21 protein-coding genes and 1 pseudogene are annotated in these 24,553 nt (G+C 66.8%); 5 read left to right on the top strand and 17 right to left on the bottom strand.

Annotated features, from left to right (window positions below):
- Nucleotides 1-84 precede the first annotated feature (84 nt).
- Nucleotides 85-1,707 (top strand): multicopper oxidase family protein, encoded by a 1,623-nt coding sequence (locus AO501_RS26280; RefSeq protein ID WP_055580515.1) that lies wholly within the window; start codon nt 85-87, stop codon nt 1,705-1,707.
- A gap of 1 nt (nt 1,708) precedes the next feature.
- Here the strand turns inward: AO501_RS26280 and AO501_RS26275 are convergent, their stop codons facing one another.
- The 4 genes from AO501_RS26275 to AO501_RS26260 are packed head-to-tail and all read right to left on the bottom strand — an operon-like array spanning nt 1,709 to nt 5,014.
- Nucleotides 1,709-2,479 carry a glucose 1-dehydrogenase gene (locus tag AO501_RS26275; protein ID WP_055580644.1) on the bottom strand — a complete coding sequence of 257 codons (771 nt, stop codon included), beginning with the start codon at nt 2,477-2,479 and terminating at the stop codon, nt 1,709-1,711.
- 20 nt (nt 2,480-2,499) lie between these two features.
- Nucleotides 2,500-3,264, bottom strand: a complete 765-nt coding sequence (locus tag AO501_RS26270) for a glucose 1-dehydrogenase (RefSeq protein ID WP_055580514.1) — start codon at nt 3,262-3,264, stop codon at nt 2,500-2,502.
- On the bottom strand, nt 3,264-4,061 hold the full coding sequence (locus AO501_RS26265) for an SDR family NAD(P)-dependent oxidoreductase (RefSeq protein WP_055580513.1): 798 nt from the start codon (nt 4,059-4,061) through the stop codon (nt 3,264-3,266). Before AO501_RS26265 ends, AO501_RS26270 begins: the two co-directional genes overlap by 1 nt.
- On the bottom strand, nt 4,061-5,014 hold the full coding sequence (locus tag AO501_RS26260) for an alpha/beta hydrolase (RefSeq protein ID WP_231752614.1): 954 nt from the start codon (nt 5,012-5,014) through the stop codon (nt 4,061-4,063). The genes AO501_RS26265 and AO501_RS26260 overlap by 1 nt, the downstream gene beginning before the upstream one ends.
- Before the next feature lie 119 nt (nt 5,015-5,133).
- Between AO501_RS26260 and AO501_RS26255 the strand changes: the two genes are divergently transcribed.
- A complete protein-coding gene (locus AO501_RS26255; RefSeq protein WP_055580643.1) occupies nt 5,134-6,528 on the top strand; it encodes a wax ester/triacylglycerol synthase family O-acyltransferase in 1,395 nt (464 codons plus the stop codon).
- A gap of 14 nt (nt 6,529-6,542) precedes the next feature.
- Here the strand turns inward: AO501_RS26255 and AO501_RS26250 are convergent, their stop codons facing one another.
- The 8 genes from AO501_RS26250 to AO501_RS26215 are packed head-to-tail and all read right to left on the bottom strand — an operon-like array spanning nt 6,543 to nt 15,657.
- Complete coding sequence (locus AO501_RS26250; RefSeq protein WP_055580511.1) at nt 6,543-7,376, bottom strand: alpha/beta fold hydrolase; 834 nt, start codon at nt 7,374-7,376, stop codon at nt 6,543-6,545.
- Nucleotides 7,376-8,365: a cyclase family protein gene (locus tag AO501_RS26245; RefSeq protein ID WP_055580510.1), complete on the bottom strand. Its 990-nt coding sequence runs from the start codon at nt 8,363-8,365 to the stop codon at nt 7,376-7,378. Before AO501_RS26245 ends, AO501_RS26250 begins: the two co-directional genes overlap by 1 nt.
- Nucleotides 8,365-9,177 carry a coniferyl-alcohol dehydrogenase gene (locus tag AO501_RS26240; RefSeq protein ID WP_055580509.1) on the bottom strand — a complete coding sequence of 271 codons (813 nt, stop codon included), beginning with the start codon at nt 9,175-9,177 and terminating at the stop codon, nt 8,365-8,367. The genes AO501_RS26245 and AO501_RS26240 overlap by 1 nt, the downstream gene beginning before the upstream one ends.
- Before the next feature lie 20 nt (nt 9,178-9,197).
- Nucleotides 9,198-10,502 carry an LLM class flavin-dependent oxidoreductase gene (locus tag AO501_RS26235; protein WP_055580508.1) on the bottom strand — a complete coding sequence of 435 codons (1,305 nt, stop codon included), beginning with the start codon at nt 10,500-10,502 and terminating at the stop codon, nt 9,198-9,200.
- Between the two features lie 2 nt (nt 10,503-10,504).
- Nucleotides 10,505-12,229 (bottom strand): FAD-binding protein, encoded by a 1,725-nt coding sequence (locus tag AO501_RS26230; protein ID WP_055580507.1) that lies wholly within the window; start codon nt 12,227-12,229, stop codon nt 10,505-10,507.
- Nucleotides 12,226-13,146, bottom strand: coding sequence for a 3-carboxyethylcatechol 2,3-dioxygenase (locus AO501_RS26225; protein ID WP_055580506.1), 921 nt, complete (start codon nt 13,144-13,146; stop codon nt 12,226-12,228). The genes AO501_RS26230 and AO501_RS26225 overlap by 4 nt, the downstream gene beginning before the upstream one ends.
- On the bottom strand, nt 13,094-14,794 hold the full coding sequence (locus tag AO501_RS26220) for a bifunctional 3-(3-hydroxy-phenyl)propionate/3-hydroxycinnamic acid hydroxylase (protein ID WP_055580505.1): 1,701 nt from the start codon (nt 14,792-14,794) through the stop codon (nt 13,094-13,096). The genes AO501_RS26225 and AO501_RS26220 overlap by 53 nt, the downstream gene beginning before the upstream one ends.
- A complete protein-coding gene (locus AO501_RS26215; protein ID WP_055580504.1) occupies nt 14,794-15,657 on the bottom strand; it encodes an alpha/beta fold hydrolase in 864 nt (287 codons plus the stop codon). The genes AO501_RS26220 and AO501_RS26215 overlap by 1 nt, the downstream gene beginning before the upstream one ends.
- A 115-nt stretch (nt 15,658-15,772) precedes the next feature.
- On the opposite strand from AO501_RS26215, the gene AO501_RS26210 reads away from it, so the two are divergent.
- Together AO501_RS26210 and AO501_RS26205 are read left to right on the top strand one after the other, a co-directional pair.
- Nucleotides 15,773-16,438: an IclR family transcriptional regulator gene (locus AO501_RS26210; protein WP_055580503.1), complete on the top strand. Its 666-nt coding sequence runs from the start codon at nt 15,773-15,775 to the stop codon at nt 16,436-16,438.
- Between the two features lie 14 nt (nt 16,439-16,452).
- Complete coding sequence (locus AO501_RS26205; RefSeq protein WP_055580502.1) at nt 16,453-18,093, top strand: FAD-dependent oxidoreductase; 1,641 nt, start codon at nt 16,453-16,455, stop codon at nt 18,091-18,093.
- On the opposite strand, the gene AO501_RS26200 is transcribed toward AO501_RS26205, so the two are convergent.
- Nucleotides 18,083-19,300, bottom strand: a complete 1,218-nt coding sequence (locus tag AO501_RS26200; RefSeq protein ID WP_055580501.1) for a sensor histidine kinase — start codon at nt 19,298-19,300, stop codon at nt 18,083-18,085. The two genes, AO501_RS26205 and AO501_RS26200, sit on opposite strands and share 11 nt — an antisense overlap.
- A 94-nt stretch (nt 19,301-19,394) precedes the next feature.
- Here AO501_RS26200 and narL point away from each other — a divergent pair, with 94 nt between their 5' ends.
- Nucleotides 19,395-20,048: a two-component system response regulator NarL gene (gene narL / locus AO501_RS26195; RefSeq protein ID WP_055580500.1), complete on the top strand. Its 654-nt coding sequence runs from the start codon at nt 19,395-19,397 to the stop codon at nt 20,046-20,048.
- 22 nt (nt 20,049-20,070) lie between these two features.
- On the opposite strand, the gene AO501_RS26190 is transcribed toward narL, so the two are convergent.
- The 4 genes and pseudogenes from AO501_RS26190 to AO501_RS39675 all read right to left on the bottom strand — a co-directional run.
- The gene (locus AO501_RS26190) at nt 20,071-21,276 is read right to left on the bottom strand and encodes a sensor histidine kinase (RefSeq protein ID WP_055580499.1); all 1,206 of its coding nucleotides are present in this window, start codon (nt 21,274-21,276) and stop codon (nt 20,071-20,073) included.
- A gap of 99 nt (nt 21,277-21,375) precedes the next feature.
- Nucleotides 21,376-22,644: an MFS transporter gene (locus AO501_RS26185; protein WP_371935034.1), complete on the bottom strand. Its 1,269-nt coding sequence runs from the start codon at nt 22,642-22,644 to the stop codon at nt 21,376-21,378.
- Between the two features lie 311 nt (nt 22,645-22,955).
- The gene (locus tag AO501_RS26180) at nt 22,956-23,255 is read right to left on the bottom strand and encodes a PE family protein (protein WP_055580498.1); all 300 of its coding nucleotides are present in this window, start codon (nt 23,253-23,255) and stop codon (nt 22,956-22,958) included.
- A 338-nt stretch (nt 23,256-23,593) separates the two neighbouring features.
- Nucleotides 23,594-24,553: pseudogene (locus AO501_RS39675) on the bottom strand (PPE family protein); the annotation flags it as partial.

The following is a 24,553-nucleotide window of genomic DNA, read 5'->3' as shown; positions in this document are numbered from 1 at the left end:
CCGACGGGTTGCGCTATGCCGTCGACCTGAGCATGGTGGAAGGCGCCTTCTCTACGATCACTCGACGCAAAGGAGGAGCAGTCGATGCCGGCACAGCCGACCAGCGGTAACCCCTTTGACACGACACGCCTGAGCAGGCGGGGCTTCATCGCCGCCGGAATCGCCGGTGGCATCGCCGGTGGATTAGCGCTGGCCGGATGTGGACAATCGAAGACGTCGACGTCGCCGATGACCGCCGCCATCGATGCGGCAGAAGCCGCCCGCCCGCACAGCGGCCGCACCGTGACGGCCAGCCTGACACCGCAACCCGCCAAGGTCGACATCGGCGGCCGGATCGTCGACACGCTGGCCTACGGCGACAGCATTCCGGGACCACTGCTGCGAGCCGCAGTGGGCGACGAGGTCGTCGTCTCCGTCTCCAATAAGCTCGACCACCCCACCTCCGTCCACTGGCACGGCATCGCGCTGCGCAACGATATGGACGGCGCCGAGCCGGCGACCCCCAATATCCCTGCGGGACAGGATTTCACGTATCGCTTCTCCGTTCCGAACTCCGGCACCTACTGGGCGCATCCGCATACCGGGCTCGACGGTGACAAGGGCCTGTACCTGCCGTTCATCATCGACGACCCGACCGAGTTGGGTCGCTACGACACCGAATGGATTGTCATCCTTGACGATTGGACGGACGGCGTCGGGAAGTCACCACAGCAGCTCTACGACGCCCTGATCAACAAGCCGCCGGTGCCGCAACCCACACCAACGACCACCACGCCTACCACCGCGACCACCACGACGACCGGCACAACCCCGAGCTCCAGCCCGTCGTCATCCAGTACCCCCACATCAACCACCGGTATGCCGGGGATGCCAGGCATGGGCGAGGTCGGTAAGAGCGACCTGCTCGGCGGTGACGCCGGCGACATCGCCTACCCCTACTACCTGATCAACGGGCGGATTCCCGAGGCCGCCACAACCTTCAACGCCAAGCCCGGTCAGCGGATCCGCATTCGCATCATCAACACCGGCTCGGACACGGCGTTCCGCGTCGCCCTGGCCGGCCATTCGATGACCGTCACCCACACCGACGGCTTCCCGGTGATCCCAGTACAGGTGGACGCCTTATTGGTAGGCATGGCTGAGCGCTACGACGTGGTGGTGACCGCCGCGGACGGCGTGTTCCCACTGGTCGCCTCCGCAGAAGGCAAGAACGCGGTGGCCCGCGCGTTGCTGGTGACCGGCAAAGGCAGCCCACCCGACCCGCAGTTCCGGCCCGTTGAACTCACCCGCCGGGTTGGCACCGTCGAGATGTTCACTGCGGTGACCGCTGCCAATCTGGGTCGCCCCGATCCGCGGTTGGACCTGCCCGTCGTACTCGGCGGCTCGATGGCCAGATATGACTGGACCATCAACGGCGAGCCGTACAGCAGAACCAAACCGTTGCAGGTGCGGGAGGGCCAGCACACCTCGCTCAGCTTCGACAACACCACTATGATGTGGCACCCGATGCATTTGCACGGCCACACTTTTCAGGTGATCAAACCCGACGGCACCCTCGGCGCCCGCAAGGACACCGTCATCGTGCTACCCAATCAGAAGCTACGCGCCGTCCTGGTTGCCGACAATCCGGGAACGTGGGTGATGCACTGCCACAACACCTATCACCAGGAGGCCGGCATGCAGACGCGCATCGATTACGTCTTCTGAGTCACTGTCCCATCGCGTATTTCATGGTGGGCCCGGCCGTCCAGCCACCGTCGACCGCGATCTCCGCGCCGGTCGTGTATGCGGCGTCATCGGAAAGCAGATAACCGACGGCACCGGCGATCTCATCCGGCACGCCGATCCGGCCCATCGGGGTGTTGGGGTAATTTCCCTCACCCACTTCGACGCCGACCGGTTCTGTCATCGGCGTGTAGGTCATCCCCGGGTGCACGGAGTTGACCCGGATGCGGTCCCCGGCCAGTTCGACCGCCGCGATTTTGGTCAGGCCCCGGACACCCCACTTCGACGCGCCGTAGCCGGCCGTGAAAGCAAGCCCGAAAAGACCTGCGGCCGATGAGATATTGACGATGGATCCGCCTCCCGCGGCCCGCATCGCAGGGATGACGGCCTGGAGACCGTTGAACACCCCCACCAGATTCACCTCCAACACCGCACGGAAGTGGTCGACCGGCTCGCGCTCGATGAACTGCCCGGTCGAGACGCCGGCGTTGTTGACCAGCCCGTCCAGTCGGCCAAATTCAGCGGTGGCGTACTGCACCGCCTGGGTCCACTGCGCCGGATCGGTCACATCAAGATGGACGAAACGTGCTGTGGCACCGTGTTCGTCGGCCAGTGACCTGCCGGCGTCCTCGAGCACATCGGCGATCACCACGCGTCCGCCCCGCGCGATGATCCATTTACCGAATGCCGCACCGAGTCCCCTTGCGCCACCGGTGATCAGGATGACTTTGTCGGCCAGCTGGGTGGGGTTCATTTCGCGGCTCTCCTCCGTGTTCATGTAGGTGTCGGAATCTTTCCCGTGCTGGCACCGCCGTCGACGGCAAAATCGGCGCCGGTGACGTAGGACGACGCGTCGGAGGCCAGAAAGGCCACTACCCGTGCGACTTCGTCGGGCACCCCGACGCGGCCGAGCGGCGCGCCCGGATGCCCGCCCGGGCCGCGCTGCACGTTCAAATGCCCGATCATCGGCGTGTCAATCATTCCGGGGTACACGGTATTGACCCGAATCCCGAACTCGCCCAACTCAATCGCGGCCACTTTGGTCAGACCCCGAAGGCCCCACTTCGAGGAGCCGTAGCCGCCATAACCCGCCAGCCCCTGCAGCGCGGCCTGCGACGAAATGTTGATGATCGAGCCACCGCCGGCCGCCTTCATCGGCTCGACGACCGCCTGGATCCCGAGGAATGGGCCGACCAGGTTGGTACGCAGCAGCCGCTCGAGTTCGTCGACGGGTTGATCCACGATGGGCCGGCTGACGCAGGCGGCCGCATTGTTCACCAGGACGTGCACCCCGCCGAACTCCTTCGTTGCGACGTCCACTGCGGCGGACCAGTTCTCGGCACTGCCGACGTCGTGCCGGACGAATCGCGCGGCGGCACCGATCGATTCGGCGAGCTGTTCGCCTTCGCGGTCAAGGATGTCGGTCAGGACGATCCTCGCTCCCAATGCCGCGAACAGCTCGGCCTCGGCGGCACCCTGGCCGCGTGCGGCGCCAGTGATGATTGCGACCCGCCCGCTCAGGTCCACCAACGGTTCCATCAGTCGGCGCTCATGTCGATCCCGGCGAGCATGGCCGCACTCATTCTGCGCGGCAACTCGGTGAGCAACGCCGACGCCGCGATGCGGCGCGGCAGTGTGACATATCGTCGTCCGTTCTCGATCGCGTCGGCGATCGCGATGGCAACGAACTCGGGTTCCAAGTCCTCGCGGGGCAGCATGTGCAACCGCTGGGACCGCTCGATGGCCCGCCGCGCGGGCCCGAATCTCCGGATCCCGTCCAGCATATCGGTTTTCACCGCCCCGATCTGGACCAGCGTGGTGCCGACCTGCGTCCCCTTCAACTCCTGCCGGATGCCGGCCGTGAAGTGACTCAGACCGGCCTTGGATGTGGCATAGACGGTTACCCCGGGACTGACGCTCACCGCGCCCATTGACGAGACGTTGACGATGTGACCGCGGCCGCGTCCCACCATCCGCGGCATCAGCTGCCGGCAGAGCTCCATCGGGGCTAACAGGTTGACCTGCAACAGGTTCCGCAATTCCTGCGCGGAGGTGTCAGGAAGCAGCCGAACGCAGTCCAGACCCGCATTGTTGATCAGCACGTCCACCGGGCCGTCGGCCTCGACCCGATCAGGCAAGGCGCCGACGGCCGCCGGATCGGAGAGATCGACCGGGTAGGCCTGGCCGCCCAACTCCTCGGCCAGCAACGTCAGGGCGGCACCGTCGCGCGCCACGAGTGCCACATCAACACCACGCCGGGCGAGTACCTCTGCGATGCTGCGGCCGAGACCGCGGCTGGCACCGGTGATCAGTGCGCGAGTATGGTTGAGCTTCATCACGATTCCTCCGGGCGGTTCAGTGTTTCGCGAAGCGTCAGGCACGCGTCGGCATAGGCTTGCTCTGCGATGGGAATGTCGTCGGGCAAGTTGAAGAAGCCATGAAACATGCCGGCATAGACCTGCACAGTGGCATTCACGCCCGCGGCGCGCAAACGACGCGCGTAATCCTCGTTGTCGTCACAGTGCGGATCGAGCTCGCCGGTGACGATGTGCGCAGCCGGCAGGCCCGCAAGCTCGCCGAGGATCGGTGAGACCCGCGCGTCAGCCGGGTCTCCGCCGGATCCCAGATACTGCTCGGTGAACCAGCGCATGTGCTCCAGCGTCAGCACACCCGGCGCCGCGCGCCGTTGCGCAGCGGAGGGCTTGCGGCGCTGGTCCAGCACCGGATAGATCAGCAATTGCAACGCGATCGGGGGGCCGCCGGAGTCGCGGGCCAGCATGCACACGACAGTGGCCAGGTTGCCGCCAGCGCTGTCGCCGGCGACGATCAGACGTCCCGGATCGCCGCCCAGCGACGTGCCGTGGGCCGACACCCACCGGGTCGCCGCCCACGCGTCGTCCAGCGCTGCGGGAAAAGGATTTTCAGGGGCCAGTCGATAATCGACCGACACCACGATCGCGCCGGCTCCGTTGGCGAGTCTGCGGCAGCATGCGTCGTGCGAGTCGAGGTCGCACAGTACGAATCCTCCGCCGTGCAGGTACACCATGAGCGGGGTTCCGGACGGGTCCGGTTGCGACGGGTGGTAAACGCGCACCGGAATGCGGCCGCCCGGACCGGGGATGGTGCGGTTCTCCGTCCGGGCCACCGCTACGTGGCTGGGCGGCCTGCGGCTGGCCCGCAGGCTATCGCGCACCTCGACGGCATCGGCGCTGCCGTCGGCCATACCGGCGAATGCCGCGGACATACGCTGGGCGACTTCAGTTCTCGTGGCATCGGTGGCGGCGTCCACATGCCCACCTTAGGGACCCCGACGGTTCCGCGGGCGGTGATCTCCCGCTCTTCGGGAGACCGCGTTGCCGAATCCCCGTCGAGGAGGTTGTCTGTGGGCAGCCAGTGGGAGGTGACCGGATGCGCCGTCTGACCGGGGTCGACAACCTGTTTCTCAAGCAGGAACGCCGCACCCAGCCGCAGCACACCATCAAGGCTGTGGTGCTCAACCCGGCGATGGCGCATCAGCCGGTGAGCTTCGAGTCGATCCGATCGGTCGTTCCTGCGCTGGTCGAGCGGATCGCCCCGCTGAGGTGGCAGCTGATCGCACCGAGGTGGGGGCGTCCCTGGTGGGTCGAGCGGCCGCGTATCGATGTCGACTACCACCTCAAGCGGTGCTGTGTACCGGCGCCTGGCGGCGACAGGGAACTGTCGGCTCAGATCAACCAGATCAACATGGGCGCCCTGGACCGCGGGCGCCCGATGTGGCAGCTCTGGTACCTCGACGGCATGGCCGAGGGGCGAATAGCGTTGGTGCTCAAGCTTCACCACGCCATGGCCGACGGCATGGCATCGCTACGTTTGCTGGAAAGCATGTTCAGTTCCGATCCGGCCGAGCCCTTGCCGACGGCTGCGGGCGCGCCGGTCGACGAACCTCGGCCCATTTTCGGCGCCTGGTACCGGACGGTGCTGCGGCAGCAGGCTCAGGCCGCGGCACGGTTTCCAGCGGTGCTGAGGCGTTCGGCACGCACGATCGAGACGGTGCGCGGCCGCCGCCGGGCCGGTCGCCCCGGATTCGCCGCCGCGTTCTCCGCACCGCCGGCCCCGTTCAACGCGCCATTCACTCCCGGACGCGAGTTTGCCTATATTACTTGCGATCTCAATACGATCAAGACCATCAAGAGCGCATTCGGAGTCACTGTCAACGACGTCTACCTGGCAGCGTGCAGTGGCGCGATCCGGTCGTATCTCGCTCGCCACGGCGCGTTGGCCGGCCAACCTTTGACCGCCGTCGTGCCGGTGGCGATCCGACCACCGGGGGCCGCGGTCGACTGGGGTAACCAAGTGACCACCTGGTACGCCTCGCTGGCCACCGACGTGGCCGACCCCGTCGAGCGCCTGCGGTGCATTTCGGCCAATACCAAGGCCGCCCGCGCGGTGCACGACGAGCGCGACCTGTGGCTGTTCGGTGACTGGATGGAGTACTGGCCACTGTTCTGGTTCTACGGCCGGGCACTGCCGATCGTCGGGGCCGCCACCACGAAACGCCCGACATACAGCCTGATCGCCTCCAACGTCCCAGGGCCGAAGACGCGCCTGTACTTCGCCGGGGCACCCGTCGAGAAGTTGATCTCCGTCGGTCCCATCGTCTACCCCTACGGCCTGAACTTCACCGGATGGAGCTACGGCGACGAGATGACCGTCGGCATGCAGGCATGCAGCGACCACGTCCCCGACATCTGGCAGATCGCCGAAGGTTTCACCAAGGCAATCGACGAATTATCGTCCATGGCAGCATCATTCGCTACCCGCTGATTGCAGACGGCATTTCAGCGCCGCTGCGCCCCGTCGGCGAAGAACCCCAGCAGCAACTCGTTGACCGCCGGCGCCTGCTCGATCTGCGGGCAGTGCCCCGCGTCGTCGATGACCACCGACCGCCCGCCGTCTATCTGACCGGCGATCTCGGCAGCCCATCCCGGCGGCAGCAGCTTGTCGCCGCGCCCCTCGACTACCAACGTCGGCACCTGGATGCGCTCATAGGCCCGGGCAGCAGCCGGTACCGCGGGTGGCGGTGCGTTGGGACGCCGGAAGCGCGCCGCCGCCACCGCCTCCCACGCGCCCGGCGCGGTGCTCGATTCGAAGCGGCGCCACACGTAGTCCTCATCGGCCGGGTAGGCGGGGTCATAGAACAGCGCTTCGACGATGTTGCGCATGGCGGGCAGCGTGGCGTCGTATTGCTGCAGCGCCTCGAAGTGGTGATTCTGCTGAATCTCGCCGCCGCCGCAGATAATCGCCATGCTGCGCACCGGTAGCACCGGCGCCGCTGAGGTGGCGTCGCTGAGCAGGTTGATGGCGCCCATGGAGTTCCCGGCGAAGTGGGCCGAGTCGATGCCGAGCACCTGGCAGAACCGTGCCACGTGCCGGATCCGCATCGCCCGGCTGTTGACGAAATCGATGACTTTGGCCGACTGCCCGAAGCCGAGCTGGTCCGGCGCGAGCACCCGGTGACGCACGGCCAGTGCGCCGATATTGCGTTCCCAGCCCAGCTCGGCGCTGGCGCCGAACTCGCCGCCGTGCAGCAGCACCAGGGGATCGCCGTTGCCGGCCTCCAGATAACTCGTTGCCAGACCGTCGATCTCGACGGTCCTGCGATGCACGTCCATCACTTGATCGCGATCGGGTTCACCGGAGAGCCGACGGCGCCGGTGAATCTCAGTGGCGGCGCGACGAGCTGGAATTCGTACACACCGTCGGCCGCGCAGTCTTCGGCCAGCGCGGTCAGATCCCAGTACTCGCCGAGCATCAGCCCCATATCGCGCAGGCACAACAGATGGAACGGTAGGAACAATCCCTCGACTCCGGACACCGGATCCTCGACCTGCAGGTTGTCGGCGGCTACCGCGGCCACCTCGTTGTCGTGCAGCCAGTGGGCGCAGCGCCAGTCCAGTCCGGAGTACGGTTCGACCTTGTCGCCGGTCATCAGAAACCTTGCCCACCAACCGGTTCGGATGAGGACGATGTCGCCGCTCTCGATTTGCACGCCCTGCGCCCGGGCCACGTCGTCCAATTCCGCCGGCATGATCGGGTTTCCGTGTTCGAGAAACACTTCGGCGCCGCGGTGGCGCACCAGGTCCAACAGCACCCCGCGCGAGGTGATGCCCTTGACGTCGACCTTGTCGATACCGCAATGGAACGCGCCCAGGCTGGTCACCGAGTCCGCCGGGAAGCCGTTGTAGAGCTGGTCCTCGTAATACACGTGGGACAGCGCATCCCACTGAGTGGCGGCCTGCAGGGGCATGATGACCATGTCGTCGTTGAACCGGAACGGGTTGTCGGCCAGGTAACCGCTCAGCTGCGCGGCGGTGGGATTCTTGTCCCACCCGGGCCCGTATCGTGCCAGCGAATGCGCGTCGCCTCCGTCGACCGTCATCACGTGAATGGGATTGTGCCGGAATCCGAAAGCGCCCTGCGGACCGGACGAACCGAAGTCCACGCCGAGCGGGAAGACTTTGCCGTGCCGGACCAGGCCGGCCGCCCGGCGGACCTTCTCCGGGGTGATGAAGTTCAGGGTGCCCAGCTCGTCGTCCGGACCCCACCTGCCCCAGTTGCTGAGATCCTCTGCGGCCCGGCGGAAGTCGTTCATGTCAGCCATCAGGCCCGTCCCTCCTCCAGTTCAGCGGCGATGGTGGCGCCCACGTTTCCGCCGTCCACCCACACGACCTGACCGGAAATGTAGCTGGCCGCCCTGCTGTTGAGGAACACCAGCACCGCGGCCTGCTCGGCCGCGTCGCAGACCCGCCCCAGCGGCTTGGCGATGCCGTCGAGGTAGGACGGTCCGTACGCGGTGCGCAGCTGGTCGAGGATCGGGGTTTCGGTGACCCCGGGTCCGGTGCAGTTGATCCGGATGCCCCGCTTACCGAGTTCGACGACGCTGGACATGGTGTACAGGATGATCGCTTCCTTGGACAGTTGGTAGCCGTTGCCCAGCATGTCGAGATGTCTTTCGCACCAACGCAGCCCCTCGTGCATCGTCGCGGTGCGCAGCAGCGGGGCAACCTGCTGCCCGTGCTCCCGGTAGGATGCCGCTGCCAGTGACGACACGCTCACTATCGACGAACCTGCAGGCATCCGCGGTATCAAGGCTTCGGTGAGATGCCGCAATCCCAGAAAGTTGATGGTGACCACCAGTAGCGGGTCGCCGATCCCCGAGGAGACGCCGGCGAGGTTGAACAGCGCGTCGACCGGCCCTTCGATCGACGCGGCAGCCCGGTCGATCGATGTCCGGTCGGACAGATCGACCTGACGAAAGTCGTTGACTCCCGGGGCTGGTGAGCGGTCCAGTCCGATCACCTGCGCACCGAGCTCGCTGAGCTGCTGCGCGACCTGGGCGCCGATGCCCGACGCACAACCGGTCACCACGGCACGGCGACCGTCGTAGCGCCACAACTCCTCGATACGCGCCACTGGTCAGCAGGTCTTCGGTGTCACTTGGCCTGCTGCTCCTTCAACCGCTGCGCCGCCTGTACCCGGCCTTCGTTGATCTCGGCCATGGCCTCGGGGATCTCACTGGCGGTGAACTTACCGCCGCGCCCGGTCGGCAACCCGCCGAACGAGTAGTTTTCGTCGAACGGCGGAATCGTCGACTCGGGCCGGCGCGCCTCCACCTTCTCGATCACCGGCGCCAGTCTCGCGGCCTTCTCGGCCACCGCTTTCTCGTCACGCTCGATGAATTCGGGCAGTACCTCTTTGCCCATCAACTCGATGGATTCCATGGTGCCCTCGTGACTGCGCGGGTTGAGCAGCAGGATGATCTCGTCGACGCCGCTCTCCTCGTAGCCACGCAGGAACTCTCGCACGGTGGCCGGTGATCCGATCGCGCCGCGCCCCGGACCGTAGGCCAGCGTCGGGTCCTTGTCCACCTCCTCGAGATAGCGGTCCCACACCCCGGTGCGTCCGGGTGTGTGCACCCCGGTCATGTAGTAGTGCATGATGCCGAAGGAGAAGAATCCGCCGCCCTTGCCGAGGCGCTGTAGCGCCAGGTCATCTGTTTTGGCGACCATCATCGACAGGTCACCGCCGATGGCCAGGATGTTGGGGTTGATCTGCGGGGTCACCGGGACTCCGTTCTCTTCCAATTCCTTGTAGTAGCCATTCACCCGCTCGGCCAGGGGTCCGGGTCCGGTGTAGGCGAAACTCAATGCGCCGATGCATTTCTGGGCCGCCATCTGCACACTGGCGGGTCGTGTGCAGGCGACCCAGACCGGCGGGTGGGGCTTCTGCAGCGGCTTGGGGATGACGTTGCGGGCCGGCATTTCGATGTGTTCGCCTTTGAAGCCGGTGAAGGGCTCTTCGACCATGCAGCGAATGGAGACCTCCAGCGCCTCCTCCCACTGCGCGCGCTTGTCGGCGGGGTCGATGTTGAAGCCGCCGAGTTCACCGACCGAGGAGGACTCACCCGTGCCGAATTCGACTCGGCCGTTGGAGATCAGGTCCAGGGTGGCGATGCGTTCGGCAACCCGGGCGGGGTGGTTGACGACCGGCGGCAGGTGCATGATGCCGAAGCCCAGCCGGATGTTCTCGGTGCGCTGGCTCGCCGCGGCCAGGAACATCTCCGGCGCCGTGGAGTGGCAGTACTCCTCGAGAAAGTGATGCTCGGTGAGCCAGACGGTGGAGAAGCCGGCCTTGTCGGCGGCTTCGACCTCGTCCAGGCAGTCTTGCAGCATTTGCCGCTCGTCGTCGGGGACCCAGGGCCTGGGCAGGGCGAACTCGTAGAACAGGGAAATCTTCATCGTTACCTCCTAGGAGAGTTAAGGGTCTGTGCGGCTGCGTGTTTGGCGGCGACGAAGCCGAAGGTCATGGCGGGGCCGATGGTCGCCCCGGCGCCGGCGTAGCTGCGTCCCATGACCGGTGCCGCGGTGTTACCCACCGCGTAGAGACCGGGCACGACGGTGTCATCGGATCGCAGCACCCGGGCGAACTCGTCGGTGCGCAGGCCGCCGGACGTGCCGAGGTCGCCCGGCACGATGCGGAAGGCGTAATAGGGAGGGTCGCCCAGCGGATACAGGTTGGGGTTGGGCAGCGTGGGGTCGCCGTAGTAGTTGTCGTAGACGCTGTCGCCACGGTTGAAGTCGTCGTCGTGCCCGGCGCGGGCCAGTTCGTTGAAGCGGGTCGCGGTGGCCCGCAGTTGTGCTGCCGGAACATCGATCTTGGTCGCCAATTCCTCCCAGCCGCAGGCCGCTTTGACGACGCCGGATTGCAGCCACGCTTTCGGGACCTTGCGTCCGGTGGGCACCGGCGCGCCGGGAATCTTCGGTATCGGCAGATGCCCGCCGACGACGTAGCGGTTGAAGGACCGGTGATCGGTGATGAGCCAGCACGGGATATGCGTGACCCCGGTCTTATGGCCATCGATCATGGCGTGACCGAAATCCATGTATGGCGCCGCTTCGTTGATGAACCGCCTGCCGTCCCCGTTGACGATGAACTGCGAGGGCATCATCCGCTCGTTGAGCATGAATTGCATTCGCCCGTCCGGCCATTGGATGGCGGGAAACCACCACGCCTCGTCCAGCAGATCCGCGGCGGCGCCGACCTGCTGCCCGGCGCGGATGCCGTCCCCCATTGCGGCCGGGTTGCCGAAGCTCCAGTCCTGGTCCACCACCGGTTGATGCTCTTTGCGCCAGGCCATGTCGTGATCGAAACCGCCGGAGGCGAGGATGACACCGCCGCGCGCCCCGATCCGCACCGGCTTGCCGGCGCGGTGCACCCGGGCACCGATCACCGATCCGTCGGAGTCGGTCAGCAGGTTCCGCAACGGCGTGTCCAGCCACAGTGGGATGCCGCACTCCTTCATCGCCAGTCGCAGCCGCGCGGCCAACGACTGTCCGATGGCGGCGATCCGCTCGCCGAACACCCGCGCCCGCACCATCCGCGAAATCAACTTGACCAGAACGGCTTTGCCGGCCCAGGACTGCCGGATCAGATAGAAGGAACGCAACTCCTTGGGCCCCAGCCATATCCCCCTGGGCGCCAACGCCAGCGGCTGCAGCAGGTGAGGCTCGTCGTCGCCGAGTTCCCGTAGGTCGATCGGCGGCACGTTGATGGTGCTGCCGAGTTCGGATCCACCCGGCAGCTCTGGATAGTAGTCGGCATAGCCTGGCTTCCAGACGAATTCGAGCCATGGGCTGAGTCCTTCCAGGAACTCCAGCATCCGCGGCGCGGATTCGACGTATTGGCGGATCCGCGCGTCACTGACCAGGCCCTCGGTGATCTGCCGCAGGTAGCGGACAACTTCCTCCGGCGACGGTGAATAGCCCGCCCGGCGCTGCGCGGGGGCACCGGGCACCCAGATACCGCCGCCGGACAGGGCGGTGGACCCCCCGAACTGTGGCGATTTCTCGATCACCAGCGCGTCCAGTCCGTGTGCCGCCGCGGTCAGCGCCGCCGTCATACCACCGCCACCGGAACCGACGATCAGCACGTCCGCCACGTGATCGAAGTCATCGAACGACGTCATTCGGTCGGCTCCGCCGTCCGAATGGCGAATCCGGCGATCAAGTCGGCGGCCTCCCGGTAGTAGCGCACAGTGCTCCGATAGCTTCCGGCCGTCGCCAGTGCCGCGAAAGCCGCGATCCAGGTCCGGATTTCATGCGCCGAACTGCCGCCCTCACGCGTCACGAACGTGTTCGACCAGCCATCGAGATCGGCAAGATATCCGCTGTCGACGATGTCGAGGAAGCGCTGGTCCCAAGCGGGGTTGAGGGGTTGCAGATCGCCGGCACCACCGGCGAAACTCCTCGCCACCTCGATCACCCGGGCCTGCCGGGCCTGACGCTGTTCGGCGCTCAGCGGCTCACCGTGCACGATCCGCCGCAACTGGGACGCGGCCGCGGTCGCGAGGGTGGGCACCGGAGGGCTGTGCGACAACCCGCCCGATCCGAGCACCAGCACCCTCTTGTCCAGGGCGGCAACGAAACTGCCTACCGCGGTACCCAGGGACCGGCACCGGCGCAGCGGGCCCAGCGGCTCCGCCACGGCGTTGATGAAGACCGGGATCACGGGAAGTGCGGTGGCACAACCGAAGAGCTTCTCCAGCGGCTGGACCGTGCCGTGGTCGACGTCCATGCTCGCCGATACCGCCACGTCGACGCCGGCATCCAGGACGGCCTGCACGCATTGCCCGGCGGCGTCCTCCGCGACGGGCAACGGGCCGGCATAGGTGCCGTAATCACCGACTCCGTTGGCCTGCAGGCCGATACAGAACGGTGGCATCACCTTGTAGAAAAACCCGTTGTAGTGGTCCGGGGAAAAGATGACCACCAGCTCGGGATCGAAGGCGGAGACGAAGTCCCGGGCCCGCGAGATCCCGGCCTCGACGTCGTCAAGCAGATTCCGCGGCGGCCCCGGTAGATTCAGCAGCGGGCTGTGGGACATACAGCAAAGAGCCAGTGGCACTGTCCGATTCACCCCCTCGCGGAGTCAGCGAGAGCGCATCGATCAGGGCGGCGCTCAACTCGGCAGAGCGCTGCGCAATGCAGGCACCGGCGATACACCGATCGGGCCGCAGGAACACCACCGACTCTTCGTGGTGATCGAACCAGGCTTTGAGGTGCCCACCGCGGTCACCGACGACCACCACGTCGGCGTCGTCCTGCCCGGTCCACCCCAGCTGCGTCAACGGTCGCAGCGCAATGAAGCGCGCTCCCAGGCCTTTCCAGTCTGCGAACGCGGCCTCGCCGAGGACTTTGCGTGGGTCGTTGTTCCAGCACAGCACGGCGAACCAGTTGCCCAGCACGTCGTCGAGCAGGACGTCGCGCTGCGTGCGGGTGTCGACGCGAGGCTGAATGAACAGAGTGCCGGTCGGCGAACCGGGCCGCGGGGCCACGCCGGCCGGATGCGCCACCGCGCCGTGCTCGTAACGAGGCATCGGCTTGAACCTCATCTCCAGCACATACCGCTTGAGCGACGGCACAATTGATGCCGACCGGATCACCGCGTCACGCGCCCTGGCGACGCGGCGATTGGTCGGCGAGATGACCCGGCCCACCATGGTGGACAGGTCGATCATCGCCCGCGCGTGCTTGCGCCGCTCCACGTCGTAGGTGTCCAACAACGGCTCGGCTGCCCGGCCCCGGACCACCGCGGACAACTTCCAGCCGAGATTGGCGGCATCGCGGATGCCGCTGTTGTAGCCCTGCCCCTGCCACACCGGCATCAGGTGCGCCGCGTCCCCGGCGAGCAGCATCCGGCCACTGCGGAAGTTGCCGGCGATCCTCGAGTGGTGGGTGTAGACCCGACGGCGGATGACCTCGACCCGATCGGGATAGGGCACCATGCGCGCCAGCATCCGGCGCAGGAACGCTGGGTCCTCGGCCTGTTCGTCGGTCTCGTCGGCGTGAATCATGAACTCGAACCGCCGGATTCCGTGGGCGATCGAGATGGAGGCGTACGGGCGTTCCGGGTCGGCCCCCACTTCGCTGTTCGGGTGACCCAGCGGGTCGTGGGCGATGTCGACGACCAGCCATCTGGTCGGCGATGTGGTGCCGTCGAAAGACACGCCCATCACGCCGCGGGTGACGCTGCGCCCGCCGTCGCAGCCGACGACGTACCGTGCGCGCACCGGCACCGGGTCCGCACCGCCCAACTCGGCACGCACCGCGTCACCGCCCTGCGCACACCGGACCATCGGGCTGCTCCACCGCACCTGGACGTGGGCGAACCTGTCCAGGCCGCGCAACAATTCGGCGTCCACCAACGGCTGGACGAACCCGTTGCGCTTGGGCCAGCCGAATTGCGCGTCCGGCGGCGCCATTTCGGCGAGCACTCGCCGCTTCGCGTCGTAGAACCGCAGGATCTGGTTCGGGACGGTGTGCGGCAGAACCTGTTCCACCAGACCGATGGACTGGAAGGTGCGCAGACCCTCGTCATCGAGGCCCACCCCGCGTGGGTAGTCGATCAGGGTCGCGCGTTCCTCGGCCACCAGGGTCCGGACACCCTGCAGGCCAAGGATATTGGCGAGGGTCAGACCGACCGGCCCGGCACCCACGACGAGTACGTCGACGTCAGTCCCGTGCCCGGTCATCAGCGGCCCAGCAGGAAGTCGAGGTGCAGGCGGTTGAAGGTCTTGGCGTCCTCGTACTGTGGCCAGTGACCGCAACCGGGCATGACCTCGAAGCGGGCGCCCGGGATCATCGACGCCATGCGGCGCCCTTCGGGTACGTCAGCGGTGGGGTCATCACTGGTCCACAGGACCAGCGTGGGCGCGGTGATTACCCCGTATTCTTCTGGCCCCAACAGGTTTCGCGCCCGGATCTGCGGATCCTGCAGCGCCATGATGTCGCGCATCGCCGCCACGAAACCCGGCTGCCGGTAGATGCGTTGCCGGCTGGCGACCAGGTCGTCGTAACCCTTCGACTTGTCCGCCATCAACCACTTGATGCGGTCCTGGACCGTCTCCCACGTCGGGTCCTCGGCGGCGGCCATGGACAGCGTGATGATCCGCTGCATCACTTCGGGGTCCGCCTGCGAGCCGCCCGCGGTGTTGAGCACCAACCGGTCGATGACGTCGCGATGGTCGATGGCGGCGCGGGCGGCCACCCAGCCGCCCAGCGACTCTCCGCTCAGGTGGATGCGCTCGGCCCCGATCGTGCGGACCACCGCCATCAGGTGTTCGACATAGTGGCGGATCTCCAGCGGGTGCCCCGGCTTGTCGGTGTACCCGTGCCCGAGCATGTCGATCGACCAGGTCCAGAAATGCTCGGCGTGGGCGGCGAGGTTGCGTACGTAGGCCTCCGCGTGGCCACCCGAACCGTGCAGCAGGATCAGCACCGGCTGACTCGGGTCGCCCGCCTGCAGATAGCGGGTGCGGACGCCGCCGGCCGTCAGGTAACCCTGGGAGAACGCCACCCCCTGCAGGTCGCTCCACACGCTTTCGAACTCGGTCACGGTTCCTTCCGGTGAAAATGTGGTTCTCGTTTTCAGCATCTTGTGTGTGCTAATATCGCACACTAATGTGCGTTATATATAGAGCTTCGCTCTCACCGGAAGGTCTGTCAAGGCCGTGACGGGTTCCCAGACGCTGGCCAGAGGCCTCACGGCCCTGCAGTTGGTGGCATCCTCCTCCGGTGGGCTGACCATGCAGGAAGTCGCCGACCAGGTCGGTGTGCACCGCACAATCGCATATCGATTGCTGGCGACGCTGGCGGAGTTTCGGCTGGTCGCCAAAGGCGAGGACGGCCGCTTTCGTCCGGCCGCCGGGCTGGCGACACTCGGCGCGTCGTTCGACCACAACGTCCGGCAACTCTGCCTGCCCACGCTGCGCTCACTGGCCGACGAACTCGGCACCACGGTGTCGCTGCTGATCGCCGAAGGCGACGAGCAGGTGGCGATCGCCGTGATCGTGCCGACCCAGGTCGCCTATCAGCTCGCCTTCCACGAAGGCAGCCGCTACCCGCTGGACCGGGGCGCGGCGGGAATCGCGCTGCTGGCGAGCATGCCACCGCGCCCGGCCGAGCGGGATCTGGTCACCATGGCGCGCCAGCAGGGGTGGGTCACCACTCACGGTGAGATCGAGCCGAACACCTACGGCCTGGCGGTGCCGGTCCGACGTCCAGCGCCGGCGCCACCGACCTGCATCAATCTGATCTCCCACCGCGAAGACGTGGTGATGCGCGGCAAGGACGCGGTCATCAGGGCCGCGGAGCAGTTGTCCGCGCTGCTGAGCTGAAAGGACTCGCAGGCATGCCGCAGCGTCAAAACCGGTTCTGGGACCACGAATACGATGTTGTCGTGCTCGGCAGCGGTGGTGCCGGCCTGACGGCCGCGCTGACCGCCGCGATCGCGGGTGCCACGGTCGGCGTGTTCGAGAAGTCCGGGACCATCGGCGGGACGACCGCGGTGTCCGGTGGAATCGTCTGGATTCCGGCCCATAATCGTTCACCGGCAGGGGAATTGACAACCGAAGACGCGTTGCGGTATTTGCGCGCACAGTCTTTCGGCTCGATGGACGACGCCCTGGTGGAGACGTTCGTGCGGACCGGGCCGTCGATGCTCGACTTCGTGGAGAAATACAGCGGTCTGCGCTTCGAGATCGCCGACGGCTTTCCCGACTACCAGCCCGAACTGCCCGGCGGCCAACCGTCCGGAGGCCGTTCGCTGAGCGCGGCACCGTTCGATCTGAGCCGGATCGGCGAATGGGCCACCCGTATCACCGCGTTCCCCGCCGACTGGTCCAACGTCGGGTTCGACGCCGAAACCAGGGCCCGCCTGCATGCCGACGTGGAGCGTTCCGGCGACCTGTGCGTGGCCGGCACCGCGTTGATCGCCGGTCTGCTCAAGGGCTTGCTGGACGTGGGGGTGGCACCGTGCGCCAACTCCCGGGCCACCGAACTCATCGTGGACGACGGAGCCGTCACCGGCGTACGGATCGCCGGTCCCGAACTGAGCATGGATGTGCGCGCGCGCCGCGGCGTCATCCTGGGCACCGGTGGATTCGAGTGGGATCCATTGCTGATCAAGGCTTTTCTGCGCGGACCCATGCACGGTGCCGTTTCGCCGCCGAACAACACCGGCGACGGTCTGCGCATGGCAATGGCTTTGGGCGCGGACCTGTCGAACATGGGCGAGGCCTGGTGGGTACCGATCGTGCGCATCCCCGGCGACACCATCGAGGGTCGACAACGCAGCCGCAGTGTGCGACTGGAACGCACCCGCCCGCGCAGCATCATCGTCAACCGGGCCGGCCGGCGGTTCGTCAACGAGGCCGGTGAGTACAACTCGATGGCCGGTGCCTTCCATTACCTCGATCCCCGCGGCGGCTACGTCAACGATCGCGCGTGGATGGTTTTCGACTCGATTCACCTGCGCAGCTACGGATTTCTGGGCATCGCGCCGGGTGAGCCGGTGCCGGAATGGTTCTGCGAGTCCGCCGATCTCGCTGAGCTGAGTGCCAAGACCGGCATCGACGCCGCTGGGCTGACACGCACGATCGAGCAGTGGAACAGCAATGTCGCCGCTGGCGCAGACCCGGACTTCGGGCGGGGCTCCAGTGCGTACGACGGCTACTGGGGTGACGACCGCGCCACCACCCTGGCCGGAAAGACGTTGGGGCCCATCGATACCGCCCCCTTGTACGCGGTACCCGTGTGCGTGGGGTCGATGGGAACCAAGGGCGGTCCGCGGACCGACCCCGACGGCCGCGTGTTGCATGTCGGCGGCCAACCGATTCCCGGTCTGTTCGCCGCGGGCAACGCGATGGGCGGGGTGACCGGACGGGCCTACGGCGGCGCCGGTGGAACCCTGGGTCCGGCAATGGTTTTCGGGTACCGGGCCGGGTACGCGGCCGCTCGAAACTTTTGTGAAGGCGAGTCCGTCAAGCCTTGAGCGGCACCTCGACGCACACGTGCGTCCCGGTGGGTGCGTCGAGGAAGACGAAGGTACCGCCCGCGGCGTCCACGCGGGCGCGGTGCGAAGCCAGGCCGATGTGCCCCTCCCCCAGCCGCCGCGCCATCGTGTCGCCGTTGACCCCCACCCCGTCGTCGCCGACGGTCAGCACGCACATCTCGTCGGTGATACCGAGGGTCACCGAGGCGTTCTCGGCCCGGGAGTGATGCACCACGTTGGACAACAGTTCGCGCACCACACCGAACACGATCGGGTCGATCGCGTTGCGTATCGGGTAGTCGATGTCGGTGGTCACCCTGATCCCCGAGCGCTTGGCGGTGAACGCGGCCAACTGTTCCACCGCCGCCCCCAGCCCGACCTCTTCCAGCACGGCCGGATGCAGCTCGAATGTGGCGTGCCGCAACCGTTCCGACGCACTCTGCAGTCCCGCCAGAGCCCGGCTCACCCGCTCGTCATCGGGGTGGTCGAGCTCCAGTTCGATGAGCTCCTGGCGCGCGGCCAGCACATCCTGCAGCGGCCCGTCGTGAATCGACTCCGAGATGCGGCGCTGCAGCACTTCGGAGGCTGTCATGGTCTGCGCCAACAACTCTTCACGCAACGCGCTGAGGCCGGCGACCGAGTGCGCGTGGCGCTCCTCGATGCGCACCACGACCAGCGCGGTACCGCACAGGAACGCGTACAGGGCGAACCGAAAGACGGCCTCGGGCCAGCCGATCGCCCTGACCATCACCGGGTCCTCGACCACCGCCAGCGCAAAACCGACCAGGGTGAAGGCGAGCACCACCGCCGCCCGCCGGGTTGACACGTCCAGGCCCACCAGCACCGGCAACAGGGTCATGATCAGCAGCGGATAGATCCCGTCGGTGGACAGCATCTGGTAGCCCGTCAACGCGATCACGTCGATGGCGGTGAACGCGAAGGGTTCCAGTCGGCGCATCCCGACCAGCGGTCCCATGCCGATCCACGCGCGTGATGGCGCAAACGCCAACACCAGCGAGCACACCGCTATCCCGGCGTAGAGGGCGATCAGGACACTTTGCTGCGCCCACTCAGAGCGCCGGGTGCCGATGAGCATGGCAGCGATCATCAGCGCCACGACCCCGACTCGCAGCACCGAGGCGATCCGGTAGGAGCGCAACCGGTGCACCCTGCGCACCCGGTCCAGTTCGACGTCACTGGTCGCCACAGGAACACCGTACTCACCGAATCCTGGAAAGCTGCCACGCCGCGAGCGAGGCGAAAGTGGTCGGATATTTGCGGGCAGCCGCTACACTTTCGCCATGGTCGGCGCTGCGACCCCTGAGAAGGTCCGTGTGGTGGTCGGTGACGATCACCCGCTGTTCCGCGAGGGCGTGGTGCGCGCGCTCTCCCTGAGCGGCTCGGTGAATGTGGTGGGCGAGGCCGACGACGGCTCGTCCGCGCTCGAGCTGATCAAGACGCACAAGCCCGATGTCGCCCTGCTCGACTACCGCATGCCGGGGATGGACGGCGCGCAGGTGGCGGCGGCGGTGCGCAACTTCGACCTGCCGACCCGGGTGTTGTTGATCTCGGCGCACGACGAGGCGGCGATCGTGTACCAGGCCCTGCAGCAGGGGGCGGCCGGTTTTCTGCTCAAGGATTCCACGCGCACCGAAATCGTCAAGGCCGTACTCGACTGCGCCAAGGGCCGCGATGTGGTGGCTCCTTCGCTCGTCGGCGGGCTCGCCGGCGAGATCCGTCAGCGCGCCGCCCCCAGCGCTCCGGTGCTCAGCGCGCGAGAGCGCGAGGTGCTGCTTCGCATCGCCCGCGGCCAGAGCATCCCGGCCATTGCGGCCGAACTGTATGTGGCGCCCTCGACGGTCAAGACGCATGTGCAGCGCCTCTACGAGAAGCTCGGCGTCAGTGACCGTGCGGCCGCGGTCGCCGAAGCGATGCGCCAGAAACTGCTCGACTGAACGCCGCTGCGCGCAGCGCGGTTCACTTCTTCAACGGCACCTGTACGCAGACGCGGGTACCGCTGGCCGCTTCGAGGAACACGAAGGCGCCGCCGGCGGCTTCGACGCGGGCCCGGTGCGAGGCCAGTCCGATGTGGCCTTCTCCCAGCCGGCGCGCCATGGTGTCGCTGTTGACGCCTACCCCGTCGTCGGCCACGGTCAGCACGCACATGTCGTCGGTGACGCCGAGCGTGACCCAGGCGTTGGTGGCCTGGGAGTGGCGCACCACGTTGGACAACAGTTCCCGTGCCACACCGAAGACGATCGGGTCGACCTCGTTGCGCATCGGGTAGTCGATGTCGGTGGTCACCTCGATCCCCGAGCGCTTGGCGGTGAACCCGGCCAGTTGCTCGACCGCCGCCGCCAGCCCGACCTGCTCGAGTACGGCCGGGTGCAGCTCGAATGTGGCCTGCCGCAGGCGTTCCGACGCGCTCTGCAACCCGGTGAGCGCACGGGTGACCCGGTCGTCATCGGGGTCGTCGAGTTGCAGCTCGATGAGCTCCTGACGCGCCACCAGCACATCCTGCAACGGGCCGTCGTGGATGGACTCCGAGATGCGACGCTGCAATACCTCAGAAGCGGTCATGGTCTGCCCCAACAGCTCTTCACGCAGCGCACTCAGGGCGGCAATCGAGCGGGCATGGCGCTCCTCGATGCGAACCGCCACCAACGCGGCCACGCACATGAACGCGTACAGCCCGAACAGGAAGGCGGTGTCGGGCCAGCCGATCGCCCGCTTCTGCAGATGGTCCTGGACCCCGGCGAGTGCGAACCCGACCACGGTGAAAGCCAGGATCACCGCCGCCCGCCGGGTCGACATGTCGACCCCTACCAGCACCGGCAGCAGGATCATGATCAGTAAGGGGTAGACCCCGTCGCTGGATACCAATTGCAGGGCGGTCAACACGATGACGTCGATGGCCGTGAAGGCGAACGGCTCCATCCGGCCGACGCCGAAGCGGGGCCGGTCGAACCGCGTGAACGCCAGCACCAGGGCAGACACCGTGGCGAATGCGTACAGGACGATCAGGGCGATCTGGCTACCCCATTCGTAGCGCGGTGCGGCTACGACCATGGCGCCGATCACAAAGGCCAGCACACCGATCCGTAGGACGGCGACGACCCGGTAGGAGCGCAGTTGGTGGTTCCTGCGCACCCGGTCGAGTTCCACATCGCTGGCCGATGCCACCGAAACACCTTACTCAGCGCGCGTTCACACCGGAAACCCAACGCGCCGGCCCAGTATCCGCGCTCCGACTCTGGTTGCTGCTCAAGGAGAATGCTCCCCTTACGCGGCGTGGTGGGCGGGCGGGTGGACCGATTTACTCAGGGTCCGGGCCAGCGGCAGGCACAGGGCGGCACCGAGCGCTCCGGCCGACACCGTGACGATGGCCACGAGTTGGTGCCCGCCGTGAATCAGGCTGTAGGAGGCGAGGATCGGGGCGATCACCGAAGCCACCGCCACTGACATCGACCAGATCCCGTGGTAGCGGCCGCCGGTGGCCACGGGTGCGATCCGGTGCACGACGCCGGCCGCGATGACGAACCAGGCGACCTCACCGGGCGTCGACATGGCGGTGGCCAGACTGAAGTCCACGGTGGTGTGAGCCAGTGCCGCCCATCCCATGCTCGCCGTTGTCCATATTCCGGCGAGCGCCAGGATGTCGAGCCGCGGGTGGAACCGGGCCGCCACCTTCCTGCCGACCCACGGGGTGATCACCGGGGTCAGCGCGAGCCCCGCCAGCGCGTTCGTCAGTTGTGCCCAGCCGAATTGACCGGCGCCCAGACCGCGGTCGGCCATCAGCATGGGGATGGCAGCGTACAGCCCGCGGACCGCGATCAGGGTGGCCAGGCTCGAGGCGAACAGCAGCATGAGACGACGGTCTGCTAATGCATTGCGGTAACTGATGTTTCGGGCCTTGGGCGCCGTCGTCGCCAACCCGGGTTGGCGGCCGGGGATACAGCAGCCGGCGACGACGGCGAATGTCAGGCAACCGGCGGCATTGATCCAAAACAGCACCGGCACGCCTACCACGCCGACGAGCATTCCGCCGATCCCGCCGGTGATGGCGCGCCCGATGCTCACCACCCAGCCGAAGCGGAAGGCGTCGAGTCTGGCGCGGCGTTGCGGGTCCGGAACCAGGTCGGCGATGGCGGCCCCCAGCACCGGGCGCGGCGCGTCGTACACGATGCCGGTGATCACCGCCCCGAAAAGCAGCGCGGGCACGCTGCACGCCTGCGCCATCAGCACCAGCACTACGGCCGCCACCAACATGGTGGCCACCAACGTCAGGCGCGCGCCGATCCGGTCGGCCAGCCACCCGCACAGCAACTGGCCGACCGCCCAGCCCACCCCGAAAGCGGCCAGGACCGCGCCCACCGCGTCGGCGGCGTGATGACGTCCGGCGACGTGGTAGGCCAGGAACGGATATGCGAAACCCGCGCCGCGCACGACGAAGTTGCCGCCCAGCAGCAACCAGATGACCGCGGGATATCCGCTGTGCGCGGCCTGGCCGGACGCCGTGGTCGGGTGACGCAGCAACCGGGTGCTGCGCAGTACCCTTGTGGCCCGGTACTTTTCGGCCGAACGTCGGCTGCCGCCGGCACACCGGCGGTATGCGACGGGCTCGTCGAGGGTCTGGAGGTTGGCTGCGCCTGACACCGCTGTAGTCACCATCCGAACGTTAGGGATGATCACGCTTCGATAACTCCACCGATCGGACGCAACAGTGGCGGATGTCTGTCGGCTGATCGGGGGACACGCAGTGGGCGCCGTCCACGATGGTGGAACTTCCTGTTTTCCAACAGATTCCGCGTTGATCCAGCCCACGACGCCGACGAGACCCGCCGGTCCGTGCCGAAGATGCCTCAGCGCACCGCTGCCGCGTTGGCGGCTTCGGTCGCCGCGTAGCAATCGCCGCTGGCGGCGAGGGTGCTCACGAAAAGCTCGTGGAACGCCGCCGCCTGGGCGCTGATCGCCTGATACATAGCGCCGTGAGCAGCGAACTGTGCTGCGGTCAGAGCCGACACCTCGTCGGCCGCGGCCGGCACGACGCCGGCGATCGGGACGGCAGCGGCGGCGTTGCTGGTGTTCATTACGGCGCCGATCGACTCAAGGTTGGCCGCGGCCGAATTCAGCATTTCTGGCTGGCAGGTCAGGAAGGACATGCCAATCAGGTTGCCGTCGTGTGGCGTTGCTGTCTGTCGGCCGAGCGGTCAATGCGTGGGTTGAATCGCGTCGTCCACCGATCGTCGGATGCGACGTCCCCCGGTCAGCCCGGTCCGGAGCCGAGCCGCTAGGCGTCTGAGGGTGAGACTACGACGACCGAATCCATGGGTCCGGGCTTCTGAGTGTTGGGTTGAACATTCATAGTGCAACCAGCGAGCATGGTGGCGGCCAAGACCGCCAGTGCCGCCAGCGCCGCACCGATCACCGGTACTCGCAACTTCTGGTTCATCTTTCTTCCTCTCTTTCACTGCATCTCAGTGCTTTTGGGGTGCGTCGTTCAGGCTGCAATGCGGAAGATCCCGTTCAGCTGATCACCGATGTTGGCAAGTCCCGAAAGCAGACTCGTCAGCAATTCACCCGTATTGGCGAAGCCCGATACGCCACTGCCAAGGTTCGAGAAGCCCGAGATGAGGTTGCCGTAGTTCTGGTAACCCGAGCCGCCGAAAACGCCTGCAGCATTGGTGTTGAACCAGCCCGACAGGCCGACACCGTTGTTGCCGTACCCCGAGTTGCCACCCGGGCCGCTGTTGAAGAATCCGGATGAAGGGGTAGCGCTCGTGTTGAGGTAGCCCGGACCGCCGGGGATGTTGATGGTCGCCAGAGTGGTGCTGGGTAGATGAATGCTCGGGATGGTGAGCGCCGGCGTGGTGAAGGCCGCCAAGCCAATGGGCGGAATGGTGAACGGCTGGGTGGTGAACGGCTGGGTGGTGACCGCCGGCAGGGTGAACGCACCCAGGCCGAAAGGGCCGAGCGTCAGCGGTGGGGTGACGATGGGCTGTGTCGTGACGTCCGGCAACAGCGACGCGCCCACCCCGATCGGACCCAACGTCAACGGCGGCGTGGTAATCGCCGGAGTTGTGATCGCCGGCAACGCGAACCCACCCACCCCGATCGGGCCGATCGTCAACGGGGGCGTCGTAATCGCCGGCGTCGTGATATCCGGCAAGCTGAAACCAGCCACATTGATCGGGCTGATCGTCAACGGCGGCGTCGTAATCGCCGGCGTCGTAATCGCCGGCAACGCAAACCCACCCACACCAATCGGGCTGATCGTCAACGGCGGCGTCGTAATCGCCGGCGTCGTAATCGCCGGCAACGCAAACCCGGCGACACTGATCGGCTGGATCGTCAACGCCGGGGTCGTGATGTCCGGCAACGCGAACCCACCCACACCAATCGGGCTGATCGTCAACGGCGGCGTCGTAATCGCCGGCGTCGTAATCGCCGGCAACGCAAA

This window comes from Mycobacterium gordonae, from assembly GCF_001417955.2.
Taxonomy (GTDB): domain Bacteria; phylum Actinomycetota; class Actinomycetes; order Mycobacteriales; family Mycobacteriaceae; genus Mycobacterium; species Mycobacterium gordonae_B.
The sequence above is the reverse complement of the archived record's forward strand: the minus strand, read 5'-3'. Positions and strand labels throughout refer to the sequence as shown.

What these genes read in the sequence shown, in the direction of transcription:
- AO501_RS26265 (WP_055580513.1), bottom strand. Translation starts at nt 4,061, where the DNA reads ATGAAGCTCAACCATACTCGCGCACTGATCACCGGTGCCAGCCGCGGT.
- AO501_RS26255 (WP_055580643.1), top strand. Translation starts at nt 5,134, where the DNA reads ATGCGCCGTCTGACCGGGGTCGACAACCTGTTTCTCAAGCAGGAACGC.
- AO501_RS26250 (WP_055580511.1), bottom strand. Translation starts at nt 7,376, where the DNA reads ATGGACGTGCATCGCAGGACCGTCGAGATCGACGGTCTGGCAACGAGT.
- AO501_RS26245 (WP_055580510.1), bottom strand. Translation starts at nt 8,365, where the DNA reads ATGGCTGACATGAACGACTTCCGCCGGGCCGCAGAGGATCTCAGCAAC.
- AO501_RS26235 (WP_055580508.1), bottom strand. Translation starts at nt 10,502, where the DNA reads ATGAAGATTTCCCTGTTCTACGAGTTCGCCCTGCCCAGGCCCTGGGTC.
- AO501_RS26270 (WP_055580514.1), bottom strand. Translation starts at nt 3,264, where the DNA reads ATGGAACCGTTGGTGGACCTGAGCGGGCGGGTCGCAATCATCACTGGC.
- AO501_RS26230 (WP_055580507.1), bottom strand. Translation starts at nt 12,229, where the DNA reads ATGACGTCGTTCGATGACTTCGATCACGTGGCGGACGTGCTGATCGTC.
- AO501_RS26180 (WP_055580498.1), bottom strand. Translation starts at nt 23,255, where the DNA reads ATGTCCTTCCTGACCTGCCAGCCAGAAATGCTGAATTCGGCCGCGGCC.
- AO501_RS26225 (WP_055580506.1), bottom strand. Translation starts at nt 13,146, where the DNA reads ATGTCCCACAGCCCGCTGCTGAATCTACCGGGGCCGCCGCGGAATCTG.
- AO501_RS26275 (WP_055580644.1), bottom strand. Translation starts at nt 2,479, where the DNA reads ATGAACCCCACCCAGCTGGCCGACAAAGTCATCCTGATCACCGGTGGC.
- AO501_RS26280 (WP_055580515.1), top strand. Translation starts at nt 85, where the DNA reads ATGCCGGCACAGCCGACCAGCGGTAACCCCTTTGACACGACACGCCTG.
- AO501_RS26205 (WP_055580502.1), top strand. Translation starts at nt 16,453, where the DNA reads ATGCCGCAGCGTCAAAACCGGTTCTGGGACCACGAATACGATGTTGTC.
- narL (WP_055580500.1), top strand. Translation starts at nt 19,395, where the DNA reads ATGGTCGGCGCTGCGACCCCTGAGAAGGTCCGTGTGGTGGTCGGTGAC.
- AO501_RS26220 (WP_055580505.1), bottom strand. Translation starts at nt 14,794, where the DNA reads ATGACCGGGCACGGGACTGACGTCGACGTACTCGTCGTGGGTGCCGGG.